Genomic DNA, 15,399 nt, shown 5'->3' with positions numbered 1-15,399 from the left:
CAAGGCGCCTCAGACCACCAGCACGGTCGAGCCTGTGGTCCTGCGCGCTTCCAGATCGATGTGCGCCTGCGCCACGTCGGCCAGCGGGTAGGTCTGGCCGATGGTCACATCAAGCGTGCCATCGGCGATCATTTCCCAGACGCGTGCGGCACCCGCGGCGCGTTCGGCAGGATCTTCGTAATAGTGGTAGAGCATGGGCCGCGTGTTGAAGAGCGAACCCTTCTGCGCCAGCACGCCAAGGCTGATGCCCGTGACCGGGGCCGAGGCATTGCCATAGCTGACGATCAGCCCGCGCTTGCCGGTGGAATCGAGGCTGGCCTCCCACGTATCCAGCCCCACCCCGTCGAAGGTCACGCGCACGCCCGCCCCGCCGGTCAGTTCGCGCACCCTGGGGGCGACGGTTTCGGTGCTGTAGTTGATGACATGATCGGCCCCCGCAGCGCGGGCGGCCTCGGCCTTGGCCGCGCTGGAAACCGTGCCGATCACCGTGGCGCCCACGTGCTTGAGCCACTGCACCAGCAGCAGCCCGACTCCGCCCGCCGCCGCATGGACCAGCACCGGCATCCCGGCCTGCACGCGGGCGCAGCGTTCGACGAGGAACTCGACCGTGCAGGCCTTGAGGATGGCGGCGGCGGCCACGTCATCGCCGATCGCATCGGGCAGAAGGAACAGGCTGGCGGCCCGGTAGATGCGCGCGGTGGCATAGGCACCAAGCTCCGGCCCGAAGCTGGCCACGCGGTCGCCCACGGCCAGCGTGTTCACGCCTTCGCCCACGGCCACGACGCGGCCCGCCGCCTCGACGCCAAGCCCGCTGGGCAGGGGCACGGGATAGATGCCGCGCCGGTGATAGGTATCGATCATGTTGAGGCCGACCGCGGTATGTTCGACCAGCACTTCGCCCGCGCCCGGTGCGGGCAGATCGACCTCGGCCCACTGGATGACTTCGGGGCCTCCCGTGGCGGTGAGGCGGACGACCTTTGCTTGCATCGGAAAAACTCCTGAGACCCGTGCGATCCGGTCCCGAACCTTAGCCCCGCGCCCGGCCGGCCGCAAATGGCCCCGGACGGAAGGCTGACCGCTTGGCGGATAGAGCGCAAGGCGATGCTCGCGCCGCAGGCACGAGACAGCACTGTTTCTGTATCGGCATCATGACGCGCGATGGGCTTGGGGGAGCGACTGCCCCGGTTGGCAATGCCCGGCGCTGAAAATGCCTGCGCCGACGGGGAACGCTGCATGTCTTGCATGATCCGCACCATCGTGCTGCTTCTGGCCATCCTGCCGGGCATGGCCGCGAAGGCGGCAGGCGTGCGCGAACTGGCGCCGGTTCCGGTTTGGCCGGGCGGCGTGCCGAGCATGGAGGGCTGGCCGGGCAAGCTGGACATTCCCGTGTCCGAAGAGCTGCGCGAGAACGGCGAGCAGGTGCTGAACGTGACGGTGCCCACGCTCCAGCCCTTTCTGCCCGATCCGGAGCGGGCGACGGGCGCGGCGGTGATCGTGGCGCCCGGCGGGGGCTTTCGCCTGCTGGCCATTCATCATGAAGGCACGCGCGCGGCGCGATGGCTGGCCGAGCGGGGCATTGCCGCGTTCGTCCTCAAATACCGGGTGATCCAGTCCCCGCCGGGCGAAACCGACGCGCAGATGCGCAGCCGCGTGCAGGCCATGAACAGCGGCGCGGGCGGCATTCCCGGCGTGGAGGACGCGGCCGAGGCGCTGCGCATCGTGCGCACCAATGCCGCCTCATGGGGCATCGATCCGGGCAAGGTGGGGATCGTGGGATTTTCCGCCGGGGGGCATGTGGCGGGCATGACGATGTTCGCCGCCGATCCGGCCAGCCGCCCCGCCTTTGCCGGCCTGATCTATGGCATGCCGTTCGGAACGCCCGATCCGGTGATACCGCCCGCGAACCTGCCCTTTCCCGAAGGAACGCCCAAGGAGCCGTGGCTTCAGCCAAAGCCCACCCCCGCCCCCGGCCGCCTGCCGCCGGTCTTCATGGCCATGGCGCAGGATGATCTGGCGGTGGGGCAGGGTTTCCGGGCATTCTACGACAGGCTTTTCGCCGCCGGATACCGGCCCGAACTGCACCTTTACCAGCGCGGCAATCATGGCTTCGGCATGGCCACGCGCGGCACCACGGCCGACCGGTGGATAGAGCAGTTCGGCTGGTGGATCGAAACCGAGATCATCGGGAAATGACATGCAGAACGCCAGCGACACCATGAACCGCAGCACCATGATGCCCGAAGCGCTCGACAACGGCTATGACGAGGCGGTGTGCATCGTGGCCGATGCCGAAGCGACCGCGCGGCGGCTGGATGCGGTGCTGGGCTATGGCGTGGTCCATCGCGGCCCGTGTGATCCGGGTTTTCTTGCCCTGCTGGGCATCGATGGGGTGCAGGGCGGGGGTTGGCGCGAGGTCACGGTGCTCCAGCCCCAGGCCGCGCGCGGGCGGATGCGGCTGATCGAGCCGCCGGGGCCGGTGCCGCCGGTGCGGCGCATGGGCGCGCAGCCGTGGGACGTGGGGGGCTTTTTCGATGTGTCGGTGCGCGCGCTGGGGCCGATCGACGATCTGCTGGCGGCATTTTGCCGCAACGGCTTTTCGGCCTTCGCACCGGTGGCCGATTTCGAGATGGCGGGCCTTTGCGTGCGCGAGGCGCTGGCGCACGACGCGGACGGGCTGTGCTTTGCCATGGCGCAGCGCATCGCCCCGCCGCTTGCCGGGTGGGACCATATCAAAGGGCCCGCGAGCAATCCCTTCAATTCGGTGATAACGGTCGAGAGCCTTGAGGCGGCCAAGCACCTTTTCATCGATGGTCTGGGCTGGCAGGTGGTGGTCGATACCGCGCTGGTCCATGCCGATGGACGCAACGTGATGGGCCTGCCGCGCAATCTGGCGCGCGAAAGGCCGGTCAGGCTGGCCATCGTGCAGCAGGAAGGCCGCATGGAAGGTTCGATCGAACTGATAGAGTATCCGTGCGAGCCGCTCGACTTTCGCGGCGATCAGACGCACTGGCGGGGCATTGCCGCACTGTGCTTTCCGGTGCGCGATCTGCAAGGCATTCTGGCGCGGGCGGACGGGGCAGGCTGCGCCACCGGCGCGCCGCGCATGGTGGACTGGGCGGGCCGGGGCGCGGTTCGGGCCGGCTGGATGATGACGCCGTGGGCCGCGCGGCTGGTGTTCTACGAGGTGCAGGCATGATGCTGAAACGGATGCTGGGCGCGGCCATGGCGCTTGCTGCGTTGCCCGCGCAGGCAGAACCGCCTGCGCCCGATTATGCCGAGGCGGCAAGCTGGAGCACGGTGGCAAGCCTGCCGCAGGGCGCGGCGCCCGCAACGGGGGCAAGGGCGGTGCCAGGGTTCGTTGACGTGTTCTGGATCCACCCCACGACCACCCGGTCGCAAAGCGCGCTCAATCACGATCCGCTTGATCCCGAAGGGCTGAAGTGGACCGAGGAAAGCGCGGTGCAGCGGCAGGCCAGCGCCTTTTCGGCGTGCTGCCGCGTGTTTGCGCCGCGCTACCGGGCGGCGACCACCATGGCGCTGATGAATGCGCAGAGCCGCGAGAGCGCATTCGCGCTGGCCTATGCCGATATCGAGCGCGCGTTCGACCGGTATCTGGCGCACGAGGGCAAGGGCCGCCCCTTCATCATCGCGGGCCACAGCCAGGGGGCGGCCCACACGGCCGCACTGCTGGAAAAGCGGATCAAGGGCACGGCGCTGCAAAAGCGGCTGGTGGCGGCCTATGTCATCGGCATCAATCTGATGGAGGGCGATCTGGCCCCGCGCCTTGCCGGGATACCGCTGTGCCGCAAGCCTGCCCAGACCGGCTGCTTCGTGCAGTGGAATGCGGTGCTGGCAGGCAGCGACACCGCGCCCGTGCTCAAGGCCTATGCCGGTGCCTTTGCCGCGCAGAATGGCGGCAGGGACGGCGGCCAGCCGCTGTGCGTGAACCCGGTGACGTTCGATGCGCGCCGCCCGCTTTCGCTTTCGGCCGAGGCCAGGGGCGCGGTGGCGGGCGATCCGGGCCTTGGTGCGCCTGGGCCGCTGGTGGCAGGCGCGGTTGCCGCCGAATGCCGCGATGGCCTGCTGACGGTTTGGACCAGCCCCGCGCTTGGCCTGAAGCCGTTGCCAGGCGGGTCGATGCATTATCACGATGTGGGCCTGTTCTGGGCCGACATATCCGCCAATGCCGCGCTAAGGGCCAGGGCATGGCTGGCCGCCCACCGCAAGGAGGCAAGACGGTGATACTGGGACGCCGTTCGTTCATGGCGGGCGCGGGCGCGGCGCTGGTTGCGGCGCGCGCAGCGGCTGCGCCTTCTTCCACCGCCCCTTTCATCGCGCGCGGGTTCGTGCTGTCAGGCCCGGACGGGCGCGAGATCGGCATTACCGAGTGGAAGCCGCGCGGCAGGGCAAGGGCGCTGGTGCTGTTCAGCCATGGCGCGGGTTCCGCGCCCCGGTTCTACGAGGCGCTGTTCGCCCCGTGGCTGGCGGCGGGGTATCGCATCCTTGCCCCGCTCCACGTCGATTCGGCCGAGCATCCGCGCACGAAGGACTTTCCCGGCCTTGCAAGCTGGCGGGCGCGGATCGAGGACATGCGGACCCTGAGCCGCCATGTCGGCCAAGGCCCGTGGATCGCGGCAGGCCATTCCTATGGCGGGCTGGTGGCGCTGACGATGGGCGGCGCAGCGGCATCCCTGCCCGAAGGGCTGAGCGGCCCCTTGCGCGATCCGAATGCCCGCGCGGTCCTCGCCTTCAGTCCGCCTGCGCCGATCCCGGTGCTGTGCACGGCCGAAGGCTATGCCAGCCTTGCCGTGCCCGCGCTGATCCAGACCGGCACCAAGGATATCGTGCCCGGCATCACCGCAACCGATGGTGAAGGCTGGCGCGGCCATCTGGTGCCCTATGATGCTGCCGTCCCCGGCGCAAACCGCTATGGCCTGGTGCTGGAAGGGGTGGACCACTACTTCGGCGGCGCGATCTGCCGCCATGATCTGCCGGGGCCGCGCCAGCTTGAACAACTGGCCATTGCCGCGCGCATTTCCGCGCTGTTCATCGAGGCGCAGGGGCGCGGACAGGCCGCAGCGCAGCGGCGGCTCGATGCGATGTTGACAGAACGCCTGCCGGTGATGCTCCTGCGCAAGTGACGGCTGCGAGGGGAGACAGGATGAAGGCAGGCATTGCAGGGTTGGTTGCGGGCGCGGTTCTGGCCCCTGTTCTGGCTATCGCGGCGGGCGCGAGCGCCAAGGCCCTTGCCGCGCCGGATGCGCCCGCGCCGGATGCCGCCGTGGCTTCGCCTTCGCTGGAGTTCGTGTTCGAGGAAGAGGTGACACTGGCCTCCGGCATGACGGCGGGAACCACCCCGCTGGGCGGCCGCCAGATCATTCCCATTACTGGCGGCACATTCAGCGGACCGGCGCTGCGCGGCACGGTCATGCCCGGCGGCTGGGACTGGCAGCTTGTGCGCCCCGATGGCTGCGTGCAGCTGAAGGCGGACTATTTCCTGAAGACCGATGACGGGGTGATCATCAACATCGTCAACACCGCGGTTGCCTGTCAGGACGGGGAAGGCAGGTCGCTTCCCGTGCGCACCCATGCCGTGTTCGAGGCGCCCGCGGGCCGATATGACTGGCTGAACCGCCAGACCTTCATCGGCGCGCTGGTGCCCGGCAGGAACACCAATGCCCCTTCGGTATCCATCCGGTTCTACCGGGTGAACTGATCGTGCCGGGGCGCGATGGGCCGGTTCAGTCCTGAAGCGCGATTTCCGCGATGGTCGCGTTGAAGCCTTCGGCGGTCTGGGCCTGGGCTGCCTCGTCGGCGTCCTTGAGCTGGAGATAGAACAGGCGGCGCAGGAAATCCTGGCGGCGTTCCTCGCGCTCTTCCAGCGCGGCCTGATCGAGTTCGAGCGTCTCGATCCCCGCGGCCAGATCGATGCCGTGGGCCTTGGCCACGCGCTCGGCGCTGTCGATGCGGTCACGCAGGACCGACACTTCGTTGGCCAATACCATGACCATCGACATGACCTGATCCAGCCCCGGCGTTGCGTAGAACTGGGGGCGCTTGCCGCGGGCGTGGCGGATGACGTGGGGGTGTTCCTGGCTCATTGTGTCGGCTCCGTTCATGCCGCGATCTTCCGGGCGAGGGGCTTGCGCGCGATCAGCACTTCCCAGCCGCCGCCGGGAGCAAATTCGCCAGCGGTAAAGTCGCGCTCGGCCACGGCTTCGCTTGCTTCCTGACTGTAGCCTTCGGCGGCGGCGGCAAACTCCATCACTGCCATGGGCGCGGTATCGAAGCGCACGTCGGCGCGGTCAAAACCGGCTTTTTCGGCCAGCGCGATCTGGTCCATGTCGCGCATCGCGCCCCAGAAGGGTTCGTTGTTATACCATGTCTCGTTATCGAGGATGAACTGGGTGAACGGGTCCATCAGGTCGAAGGGCGGCAGATCGGCATGGATCATGAGGCCGCCGGGGGCGAGCACGCGGTGGGCTTCGGCAAAGATCCTCGGCATGGCCTTGCCCGATGTCTCGTGCAGCAGGATGTGGCTGACGACGAGATCGAAGTGCTCATCGGGGAAGGTCGTCGCTTCCGCGTTCATCTGCGCGAAGTTCACTTCCAGCCCGAAACCTGCGGCGCGGGCATGGGCATAGCGCACGCAAGGCCCGCCAACATCGATGCCCCACACTTCGGCATCGGGGAACAGTTCCTTGTAGGGCAGGGTCGAGTGACCCACGGTGCAGCCCATGTCGAGAATGCGGCGCGGCCGGAAATCGGGCATGTGGCGCTTGATGTAGTTCACCACCGAGCGGCCCATGTCATCGTTGTTCGGGCCGGTATAGCCCATCGAATAGAGATAGACCCCGCGATCATAGAGCGCGCCGACCGAAACGTCGTCTGAGCACACTTCACTGCAATAGCCGCCGGGCATGCAGTGGATGTCGAGCGCGGTGACATAACGCGGCGGTTCGAAGCCTTCGGGCATGACCAGCTGCGCGCTGGTGGCGGCGGAAAGTTCCTTCGCCCTGGCAATCAGTTCGGGAAGCTGGCGGTCGATCGAAACGCCGACGGATTCCCACAGCAGTTCCTGCGCGATGCGGTTGGCTGCGGCATAGTGCTGGAAATAGATGTCATCCACCATGCCGGTGCGGATGTCGCGGCGGTCCTGCGGGGCGTGGCCGTGCTCCTTCTCGAACCGGCGGGCCACGCGGGTCTGGTAGATCGGGGTCAGGCCGGGGAGCAGGCTGGACTGGATGAAGCCCTTGAAGCTCTTGGTGAACTCCTGCCTTGCTGCTTCATCGGCAGTGGCCTTGGGCAGGATCGGATGATCGGCCTGCTGGAACGTGTTGAGCATCTGAGCGACTCCGCTTCGCACTTGCGCGCCGACATGCATGGGGCCTCAAGCCCCTTGCGGGCAAGACCTGCCCCGCACCGCTGTCCGCTGGGCGGATAGGCCAAGGGTCGGCCGTGCGGCCGTTTTGATTCACGGCATTTTTGATCCTAGAGATTCCCCCAGCTTCAAGGAATGGGCACCGATGGACGACCAGAACTTTTCCCGGCGCGAAAGCATGGGTTTCGCCGCGCTCATGGCGGGCATGGCGGGCATGGCGGCGCTGCCGGGCACGGCCTCTGCCGCCGCGGCAAGCAAGGCCAGGCGCAAGGGCAAGCCGCCGGTCGATTTCATCACGAAGATCGACTTCAAGGATCCCAAGTGGACGCGCGATACTTATGCGCGGATCGATGCCGATGTTGATCCCGCCAAGGAAAAGTGCGGCTGGATCAAGGGCAAGGCTTTTGGCGTGCGCCCGAACGAGAAAGTGCGCCCGCTGTTCGGCGTGGAAGGTTTCAGCTTCGTGCGGACCAAGCGGCTTGAGGATGGCGCCTATCGCCGGATGCTGCGCGAGATCGTGTTCTACCGCAATCTCGAAACCGGCGAGATCATGAAGGAATGGGACAATCCCTATACCGGCGAGCGCGTGAAGGTGGTGCCGATCGCCAATGATCCGTTCAACTTCACGATCAGCGAGTTCGTGCCGCAGCCGCCCTCCTATGGCGGGCTGCAAACCGAAAAGCGCCCGCCCCAGCCCTTTCTTCAGGACTGGGAATATGGTCCCAACGGCACGATGGTGCTGCACACCGGCATCGACATGCAGTATCCCAACGCGCTTCAGCCCGACAAGTGGGTGCGCGAAAGTTCGGGCGTGATGAACCGCGTGTCGGAACACTTCATCTACGTGGTGAAGAAGGAAGACGTGGAGAACCCCTATCTTACCCATATCCCCCATATCGGCGCGTGGAGCCGCATCACCCCGTGGCTGCCGTGGATGCTGATGGGGCAGGCCGAAGGCCACGTCAGCTATTTCACCCATTTCCAGACCGCCGAGAACGGCGAGAAGGACTTGCCCGCCGATCTGGTTGCCGCCGCCCGCGCGATGGGCGAGAAGTGGCTCCACGCGCCGACCGAGGACTACGGCCCGTCGCTGTCCAGCCTTGAAAACTATGCCCGCGAGCAGACCCCCGCGCCCGTGCCTGCGGGGTGGACCCCGCCCAAGCCGCCGCCGGCGCCCGCGCCGTTTGCGGTGAAGAAGCCGGAGTGACCGGACGCTGAGCATCGCTCTCTCTCCCGAAGCCAGGGTCGAACTCGCGCGCGGGTGGCCCGTGGTGCTGGCCGCCGCGCTTGCCATCGGGGTGGGCACGATGGGCATCGGCTTCTATTCGCTGGGCCTTTTCGTGAAGCCCTTGCAGGCCGAATACGGCTGGAGCCGCGCGGCGGTTTCGGGCGCGGCCACGTTCCAGCAGTTCGGCATCTTCCTGTCGGCCCCGCTGGTTGGCTGGCTGGCGGACCGCTGGGGCGCGCGGCCGATAGCGCTGGCCAGCTTCATCGCCGCGCCGCTGGCGCTGGTCCTGCTTTCGCGCACGGGCAGTTCGGTGGCGGCGTGGCACGGGCTGTGGCTGATGGTGTCGCTGGCCGGCGCGGGCACCACGCCCGCCATCTGGGCGCGGATCGTCTCGCTGCGGTTCGACCATGCACGCGGGCTGGCGCTGGGCCTCATGCTGATGGGCACGGGCACGGCCGCGATCCTTGCCCCGGCACTGCTGGGGCCGGTCCTTGCGGCAAGCGGCTGGCGCAGGGCGCTGCTGGTCATGGCGGGGGCCACGCTGATGATCGGCCTGCCCGCCAGCCTGCTGGTCGGCACGGCCGACAGGCCCGCCCCGGACCAGCGCGCAAGCGGCCGGTTCGAGGCCAACCGGCAGACGCTGATGCTCATGCTCATCGCGTTTCTGCTGGGCCTGATCGTGGCCGGGCTGATCGTGCATCTGGTGCCGATGCTGGTTGACCGGGGCATGGCCGCGGCCGATGCCGCACAGGTGGCGGCGGGCGTGGGTGTGGCGGTGCTGGTGGCGCGGCTGGTGGTGGGCTACCTGTTCGACCGGTTCCACGCGCCCCATGTGGCGGCGCTGTTCCTGCTTTCGCCGGTGATCGCCGCGCTGGTGCTCCATGGCGGAGGGCCGGTGATCCTTGCCGCGCTCATGCTGGGCCTTGCCGCCGGGGCCGAGGTTGACATGCTGGCCTACTTCACCGGGCGCTATGCCGCGCTGGCCAACTATGGCGCCACCTATGGCGGGGTGCTGGGCGTGTTCTGCCTTGGCGCAGGGCTGGGGCCGATGCTGTTCGGCAAGGCTTACGATGCGCTGGGCGGCTATGACGCGGCGCTGCTGGGATCGGCGGCGGTGCTGGCAGTGGTGGTCGTGCTGATCGCCACGCTGGGGCGCTATCGTTCAGAGGCCTAGCGCGCCGGGGTTCATCAGGCCATCGGGATCGAGTTCGCGCTTCACCGCAGCCAGCAGGCCACTTGCCCTTTCCGGCAGGCGCGCCCGATAGGGGTAGGCGCGGCCGATCTGGAAGTGGCCTGCGCCGAACTGCTGGAACAGGTCGACGATGGCTTCCTTGAGATCGTCGGCACAGGCGGCGGCTTCGGGATTGGCGGGAAAATCGGCCAGACCGGCAATGTAATCCGCGCCAAGCGTGGTCAGGTGATAGTCGGTGCGCGCATCGGGCCAGTAGAGCGCGATTTCATAGAGGAAGCCCGACGGTCCGACCGGCGAGAACATCGTGCCGGTCCACACGCCAAGCCGGTCCATCTCGGCCTTGCGCGCAGCGAGCAGCGCGTGGAAGGCATCGTTGAAGGCAACCGCGCGGTCATGCGTCAGCACGCCGTGGACCGGCACCCAGCGTTCGCCGCCGGGGCCAAGGATGTTGAACAGCGGCGCAAAGGGGACCGAGCGCACGAAGGTGGGCACGGTATTGGCGATCTCGCGGCCATGGCGGCCGACAATGCGGCGCAATTGCCGGGCCTTGTGCGCGGCGTCCCCGGCATCGAAGCCCTCGACGATGAAGTGGCACATGTATTGCCCGGCGCGCATGGGGTTTTCCCCGGCAATCGCCATCTTCACCAGGCTGGCAAGCCCCTTGAGCCTGCTCGGCGCGTTCTGCATCACCTGAAGCGCGATCTTCAGCCGTGCGCCCATGCCTTCCTGCCGGGCGATCTGCCCCTGCGAGAGGGCAAGGTCCAGCCCGAAGTGGCTGTCGTCGAGCCGGGCGATCTGCGCGGCCCGCACGCCTGCATGGTAATCGGCAAAGCTGTCGAACGCGAAGGACACCGGCACCGCTTCGGCAAGGACCGGCAGCAGCGGCAGGCGCACGCGCGCCTTGATCCCGAAGGCGCCGCAATCACCGGTGAACAGGCCGGTCAGGTCTGGCCCATACCAGCGCATGGCATCGCAGGCGTTGGTTGTGAGAAGATCGCCGTTGGCCAGCACCACATCGAACCCGATCACCGATTGCGCGGAAATGCCGTGCGCGGTGCTGCCGTGGCTGAGCGTGTTCTGGCTCATCGATCCGCCGACCGTGGCGGCAAGGCCGGAAAACGGCCCCCAGAAGGGCGTGCGCAGGCCCTTTGCCTCTAGCGCGGTCTTGAGGTTTGCCCAGGTCACGCCCGCGCCCGCGGTGACGACGGCATTGGTTTCGTCGATCATGATGGCATCGAGCGCGCCCGTATCGATCAGCACGTGACCGCCTTCGGGGCGAACATAGCCATCGGTATAGGATGCGCCGCCGCCGCGCGGGACCATGGCCACGCCCGCCGCCGCGCACAGGCGCACCGCTTCTTGCAGGGCCTCGACCGTGGCGGGCCGGACCGCGGCCAGCGGCAGGCCGCCGGTGCGATAGACATCGCTGGCAAAGTAGCGCAGCCGGTCGGCGCCGGTCTCTACGCCCGCGCTGCCGAGTGCCTGCCTGAGGGAGTGGAGAAGATCGGCCATTGTCATTGCGCCCCGCATCGCACGGCATCGCCCCTATCGCTTCGCATCGTGCAGCGCTTTCTTGCCATGCCTGCTGCCAGCATGAAACGGGGGGCGGGTTCTATCCGGTGTGCGGACAGGCGCGGTGCGATGCGGCTTTGCGCCTGTCCGCGCTGCGGATAGATGCAGGGCGGCGATGGCCTGCACGCGGGCGCCGCAACAGCGTGGGCTGGCAGACAATCAAGCATGGGGAGCTTGCGATGATCGACCGCCGTATGATGCTTGGGGGCCTTTTCCTGGGCGGGGCGGCCATGGCCGCAGGCGCACCGGCGCTGGCGGCGCGCCCAAGGCGCGCGCGCGCCGGGGCCGCGCTCGATCTTGAAAGCCCGGAAGGCCGCCTGCGCAATTTCATCCGGATTCGCGGCGCGCTTGATGAGGGCCTTGTCATCGGCTGGGCCTCGGCGCGCTATTACGGCGTGATCGAAGATCGCATGGACCCGCTTTTCGCGGTGGTTTCGGCCACCTTCGCGCGCTGGCGTGCGGTGGCCGATGGCTACGAGGCGGTCAGCTATGAACTGGCGTGGTTCACCGATGCCGTGACGGGCAAGGCGATGGACACCTTCCGCAACCCCTATACCGGCAAGGACTGCAAGGTGCCGACCGGCGGGCTTGCCCCGGCGAAGTTCCGGATCGGGCGGGATCTGTCGTTCCATCTGGGCCGCACCGTGCCAGGATTGCAGATGGAGCATGATGTCCTGCCTTTCGAGGCGCGCGGCGATGACGTGTGGGTGCTGGAGCGTTCGCGCACGGCCATGCCGATCCCCGGCTTGGCCAGGCCGTTCCGCTATTCGGAAAGCAATACCTTTCACGCAAGGCGCGCCGATCTGGCCCGCCCCGGCGCGACACGGGTGACGAGCGAGGTAAGCTATACCAATGTCTGTTCGTGGCGCCCGTGGCTGGAAATGGGCGACCACCCCGGCCACCTTACCGCCACCGGGATCGGCCGTCAGAACGCCGCCCCGGAATCGCTTCCGCCCGCGTGGGTCGAGGCAACCAGAGCGCGCAGGCCGGAAGTGCTGGAGAACCCGGCCGCCATCCTTCAGCCGCTGTGGGATGCCAAGGGGTGAGGCGGCGCTGAACGCGCGCCGCACCCGGCCAGGATACCAGTCCCAGCGTCAAAGTCCCGGCGTCAAGATCCCGGCATCACCGGACCTGCCTCGATAGCCGCGCTGCCTGTCCCGCAATGCCGGGCCGGGCCATCCGCGCATGGGCCTGACGAGTGGACTCGTCTGCCTGTTGCCTGCGGTGCCGGACAGCAAGAAGGGCCGGACAGCAAAAGGGGGGCGGTGCCACATGGCACCGCCCCCGTTGATTGCCCGCCTCTTGGGCAGAAGCGCCGTGGCAGGACCGCTCAGAAGCGGTAGTTGCCGCGAATGCCGAAGGTGCGCAGTTCGGGCAGACCCACGTTGAGATAGCCGAAGGCCGCGCCCGAAAGGGCGAAGCTGGGTTCAAGCAGGTTGTTCTGCGCGACTGCGGTATAGTTGCGGTCGTTGAACAGGTTGGTGGCGAAGGCTTCCAGCCCGAAGCTGCCCTTGGTGAAGCCGATGCGCGCGTTGACCTGCGCGCGGCCCTTGATCCAGGTGAGGTTCGCCGGATCGACGAACTGGCGCGACTTGTAGGACAGATCGCCGCGCACGAACCAGGTCATGTCCTCGGCCAGATCGCCGGTGTATTGCGCGCCGAGGTTGGCCGAATACTTCGAGGTGAGCGGAAGCTGCTTGCCCTTGAAGCCATCGCCGGTCACGCCCGTGAGGCGGGTGATCGCCGGATCGGCAAAGCTGCGGATGCTGCTTTCGTTCAAGGCGCCCGATGCGTTGATGGTGAAGCCCTTGAACGGTTCGGCGTTGATGTCCAGTTCGATGCCGCGCACCTGCGTCTTGCCGGTATTGGCAACCCCGCTGACGATCGAGGGCAGCGCGTTGGGGATCGAGGTGTCGAGGAAGATCACCGAACGGTTGTTGTGCTGGTCCGTCCAGTCGGCGATGTAGCCAGCCAGCGAGACATAGAGCTTGCCATCGAGGAACTTGCCCTTGAGGCCCACTTCATAGTTGGTGAGCTTTTCCGGGCGGACGATCACGCTGAGGCCGATCGACTGGGCGGCTGCGAACTCGCCCGCCGAACCCGAAAGGAACTGCGTGTTGAACGAGCTGAGCGTGACGTTGGCCGCCTTCGACCATGACGCATAGACCATAATGTCCGGGTTCACATCGTAGTTTACGATGATGCGCGGCATGAAGTTGTCGAACGACTTGTTGAAGAACGTGGTCAGCGGGGCGAAGGTTCCTGCGGGCAGGCCGTAGGTTGTTGCCGCGGCCGCGCTGATCGTTACCGGGCGGCCACCGGCGAAGGCAAAGACCTTGTCGCGCTGCCAACGACCTTCGGCGCTGATGTTCAGCGCATCGGTCACGTCATAGCTGAGGCTGCCGAACACGCCCCAGGTTTCGGCGCGCGCCGGCGGGGTGAGCGTGCCGGCCGAACGTGCCGCGCCGAACTGTTCCTCGTTGAATACGCTGAGCAGGGCGCCGCGCGCCTCGGTTTCAAGGTAGCTTGCCCCCAGCATTCCCTTGAAGGCGCCGCCCTTGTCATAGGAAAGGCGCAGCTCCTGCGAAAAGTCCTTGTTGCGGCGTTCGACCAGGAAGGGGAAGGTCCAGTAGGTGCGCAGGCCGTTGGCGGTGGTGGCAACCGCATTGCGCAGCAGCGAGCTGTCGTAGTTGTCGAGGTCGGCCAATTGGGAATACAGCTCGTTGTTGTATCCCGTGAGCGAGGACAGCGTCAGGCCCGTGTCGCCCAGTTCATAGTCGATGTTGAGGTGCAGGTGGTAATACTGACGGACGAGGCCATAGCCCTTGGTGCCCTTCGACGGATCGGCAACGCGCAGATCGGGACGGGCAAGGATCCGCGCCAGCAGCGCATCTTCCAGCGTGTTCTGCGCCGGGCTGAAGCCTGCGGGCAGTGAAGGTGCCGCGCCGCAGATGAAGGGATTGGTGCCGTTCAGCGTGCAGTTGGCAAGGCTGGGGACGATCACCGTGCCGTTGGTGTTGCCGCTGCGGAACGGGATGTTGATGCTGCCGTTGTTGGCGCGCAGTTCATAGGCCGAGAGCATGCCCTGCGCGGACGGGCCGTCGGCGTCTTCCGAATACATGCCCATGGCGCGGATCGAGAGGTTCGATGCGGGCTTGAACATGATTTGCAGGGTGCCGGTGCGGGTCTGCTGATCGCCCAGCGTCTGGTTGGGGTTGGCGGCGTTGATATAGGAGCCGTCCTTCGAGAAGGTGCGGCCGGTGATACGGAAGCTGAGCACATCGGCCACGACCGGAAGATCGAGCGCGGCCGAGACATCGTAGTTGCTGCGCGTGCCGCCCATGGCCGAGATCGAGCCGCCGAAATCGCTTGCGGGCGCCTTGGTCACGACATTGATGGCCCCGGCAAAGGCGTTGCGGCCGAAGTAGGCGTTCTGCGGCCCCTTGAGCAGTTCGATGCGCGCCGGATCGATCACCGCATTGAGCGCGGTGGCCGAGGCCACGGGCACGCCGTCGATGAAGCTGGCGGTCAGCGTCGAGGTGGTGGTCGACGGGGTCATGCCGCGCAGGCTGATCTGCTGGAACGAACGGTCGTTGCGGCCGGAATTGGTGTTCGACACGTTGATGCCGGGCGTGTTGAGCACGACATCGTTGACCGAGGTGATGCCGCGCTTCTCGATGTCCTGCGTGGTCAGCGCCGAGATGGCGATCGGGGTCTTGAGGAGGCTTTCCTCACGCTTGCGGGCGGTGACGGTGATCTCGCCGAAGGCGCCGGAGGAGGTGTCCTCGCTGGCCTGCGGTTCGTCGGCGGCCAGCGCGGGCTGGGCTGCCAGCATGGTTGACGATGCCAGTGCGGTCAGCAGCGCGGTCTTGGAAATGGAAGTGCGATATACGTTCATTTTTCCCCCCTGTTCACCCGATGTCATGGACCGGATGCAGTGTAAGGCCCGGAATACCTGGCGTGTTCCAAACTCGGAGCGCAGTTGGGGATCAGTTCCCGTTGATCCCGATGCCGCCAGCGCTTGTG

The 15,399-nt window shown here is 67.0% G+C and carries 13 protein-coding genes; 8 read left to right on the top strand and 5 right to left on the bottom strand.

Annotation, left to right across the window (positions count from 1 at the left end; all coding sequences use genetic code 11):
- Nucleotides 1-9: 9 nt before the first annotated feature.
- Nucleotides 10-987, bottom strand: coding sequence for a quinone oxidoreductase family protein (locus DKM43_RS00150; RefSeq protein ID WP_109796470.1), 978 nt, complete (start codon nucleotides 985-987; stop codon nucleotides 10-12).
- Nucleotides 988-1,242: 255 nt separating this feature from the next.
- On the opposite strand from DKM43_RS00150, the gene DKM43_RS00145 reads away from it, so the two are divergent.
- From DKM43_RS00145 to DKM43_RS00125, 5 genes are read left to right on the top strand one after another with little or no spacing between them, the layout of a single operon-like run.
- Nucleotides 1,243-2,193 carry an alpha/beta hydrolase gene (locus DKM43_RS00145; RefSeq protein WP_236632304.1) on the top strand — a complete coding sequence of 317 codons (951 nt, stop codon included), beginning with the start codon at nucleotides 1,243-1,245 and terminating at the stop codon, nucleotides 2,191-2,193.
- A gap of 1 nt (nucleotide 2,194) precedes the next feature.
- Nucleotides 2,195-3,196, top strand: a complete 1,002-nt coding sequence (locus DKM43_RS00140; protein ID WP_109796468.1) for a VOC family protein — start codon at nucleotides 2,195-2,197, stop codon at nucleotides 3,194-3,196.
- Nucleotides 3,193-4,242, top strand: a complete 1,050-nt coding sequence (locus tag DKM43_RS00135; protein ID WP_109796467.1) for a DUF3089 domain-containing protein — start codon at nucleotides 3,193-3,195, stop codon at nucleotides 4,240-4,242. The genes DKM43_RS00140 and DKM43_RS00135 overlap by 4 nt, the downstream gene beginning before the upstream one ends.
- The gene (locus tag DKM43_RS00130) at nucleotides 4,239-5,141 is read left to right on the top strand and encodes an alpha/beta hydrolase family protein (protein ID WP_236632303.1); all 903 of its coding nucleotides are present in this window, start codon (nucleotides 4,239-4,241) and stop codon (nucleotides 5,139-5,141) included. Before DKM43_RS00135 ends, DKM43_RS00130 begins: the two co-directional genes overlap by 4 nt.
- The gene (locus tag DKM43_RS00125) at nucleotides 5,138-5,716 is read left to right on the top strand and encodes a DUF3237 domain-containing protein (RefSeq protein ID WP_236632302.1); all 579 of its coding nucleotides are present in this window, start codon (nucleotides 5,138-5,140) and stop codon (nucleotides 5,714-5,716) included. Before DKM43_RS00130 ends, DKM43_RS00125 begins: the two co-directional genes overlap by 4 nt.
- A 25-nt stretch (nucleotides 5,717-5,741) precedes the next feature.
- On the opposite strand, the gene DKM43_RS00120 is transcribed toward DKM43_RS00125, so the two are convergent.
- Both DKM43_RS00120 and DKM43_RS00115 read right to left on the bottom strand, forming a co-directional pair.
- Entirely contained in the window at nucleotides 5,742-6,101 is a 360-nt protein-coding gene (locus tag DKM43_RS00120; RefSeq protein WP_236632301.1) for a hypothetical protein, read from the bottom strand.
- Between the two features lie 14 nt (nucleotides 6,102-6,115).
- Nucleotides 6,116-7,345: a class I SAM-dependent methyltransferase gene (locus DKM43_RS00115; RefSeq protein ID WP_109796463.1), complete on the bottom strand. Its 1,230-nt coding sequence runs from the start codon at nucleotides 7,343-7,345 to the stop codon at nucleotides 6,116-6,118.
- A 181-nt stretch (nucleotides 7,346-7,526) separates the two neighbouring features.
- Between DKM43_RS00115 and DKM43_RS00110 the strand changes: the two genes are divergently transcribed.
- A complete protein-coding gene (locus DKM43_RS00110) occupies nucleotides 7,527-8,588 on the top strand; it encodes a DUF1838 family protein (protein ID WP_109796462.1) in 1,062 nt (353 codons plus the stop codon).
- A gap of 61 nt (nucleotides 8,589-8,649) precedes the next feature.
- Complete coding sequence (locus tag DKM43_RS00105) at nucleotides 8,650-9,783, top strand: MFS transporter (RefSeq protein WP_236632300.1); 1,134 nt, start codon at nucleotides 8,650-8,652, stop codon at nucleotides 9,781-9,783.
- On the opposite strand, the gene DKM43_RS00100 is transcribed toward DKM43_RS00105, so the two are convergent.
- Nucleotides 9,772-11,313 (bottom strand): FAD-binding oxidoreductase, encoded by a 1,542-nt coding sequence (locus DKM43_RS00100; protein WP_236632299.1) that lies wholly within the window; start codon nucleotides 11,311-11,313, stop codon nucleotides 9,772-9,774. The two genes, DKM43_RS00105 and DKM43_RS00100, sit on opposite strands and share 12 nt — an antisense overlap.
- Nucleotides 11,314-11,552: 239 nt before the next feature.
- Between DKM43_RS00100 and DKM43_RS00095 the strand changes: the two genes are divergently transcribed.
- Entirely contained in the window at nucleotides 11,553-12,419 is an 867-nt protein-coding gene (locus DKM43_RS00095; protein WP_145960447.1) for a DUF1838 family protein, read from the top strand.
- A 284-nt stretch (nucleotides 12,420-12,703) separates the two neighbouring features.
- On the opposite strand, the gene DKM43_RS00090 is transcribed toward DKM43_RS00095, so the two are convergent.
- Nucleotides 12,704-15,271: a TonB-dependent receptor gene (locus DKM43_RS00090; protein ID WP_161554006.1), complete on the bottom strand. Its 2,568-nt coding sequence runs from the start codon at nucleotides 15,269-15,271 to the stop codon at nucleotides 12,704-12,706.
- Between the last annotated feature and the right edge of the window lie 128 nt (nucleotides 15,272-15,399).

It is taken from the genome of Novosphingobium meiothermophilum (assembly GCF_003171715.1).
GTDB lineage: Bacteria > Pseudomonadota > Alphaproteobacteria > Sphingomonadales > Sphingomonadaceae > Novosphingobium > Novosphingobium meiothermophilum.
This window is presented reverse-complemented; position numbering and strand designations above follow the sequence as displayed.

What these genes read in the sequence shown, in the direction of transcription:
- DKM43_RS00150 (WP_109796470.1), bottom strand. Translation starts at nt 987, where the DNA reads ATGCAAGCAAAGGTCGTCCGCCTCACCGCCACGGGAGGCCCCGAAGTC.
- DKM43_RS00145 (WP_236632304.1), top strand. Translation starts at nt 1,243, where the DNA reads ATGATCCGCACCATCGTGCTGCTTCTGGCCATCCTGCCGGGCATGGCC.
- DKM43_RS00140 (WP_109796468.1), top strand. Translation starts at nt 2,195, where the DNA reads ATGCAGAACGCCAGCGACACCATGAACCGCAGCACCATGATGCCCGAA.
- DKM43_RS00135 (WP_109796467.1), top strand. Translation starts at nt 3,193, where the DNA reads ATGATGCTGAAACGGATGCTGGGCGCGGCCATGGCGCTTGCTGCGTTG.
- DKM43_RS00120 (WP_236632301.1), bottom strand. Translation starts at nt 6,101, where the DNA reads ATGAGCCAGGAACACCCCCACGTCATCCGCCACGCCCGCGGCAAGCGC.
- DKM43_RS00115 (WP_109796463.1), bottom strand. Translation starts at nt 7,345, where the DNA reads ATGCTCAACACGTTCCAGCAGGCCGATCATCCGATCCTGCCCAAGGCC.
- DKM43_RS00110 (WP_109796462.1), top strand. Translation starts at nt 7,527, where the DNA reads ATGGACGACCAGAACTTTTCCCGGCGCGAAAGCATGGGTTTCGCCGCG.
- DKM43_RS00100 (WP_236632299.1), bottom strand. Translation starts at nt 11,313, where the DNA reads ATGGCCGATCTTCTCCACTCCCTCAGGCAGGCACTCGGCAGCGCGGGC.
- DKM43_RS00095 (WP_145960447.1), top strand. Translation starts at nt 11,553, where the DNA reads ATGATCGACCGCCGTATGATGCTTGGGGGCCTTTTCCTGGGCGGGGCG.
- DKM43_RS00090 (WP_161554006.1), bottom strand. Translation starts at nt 15,271, where the DNA reads ATGAACGTATATCGCACTTCCATTTCCAAGACCGCGCTGCTGACCGCA.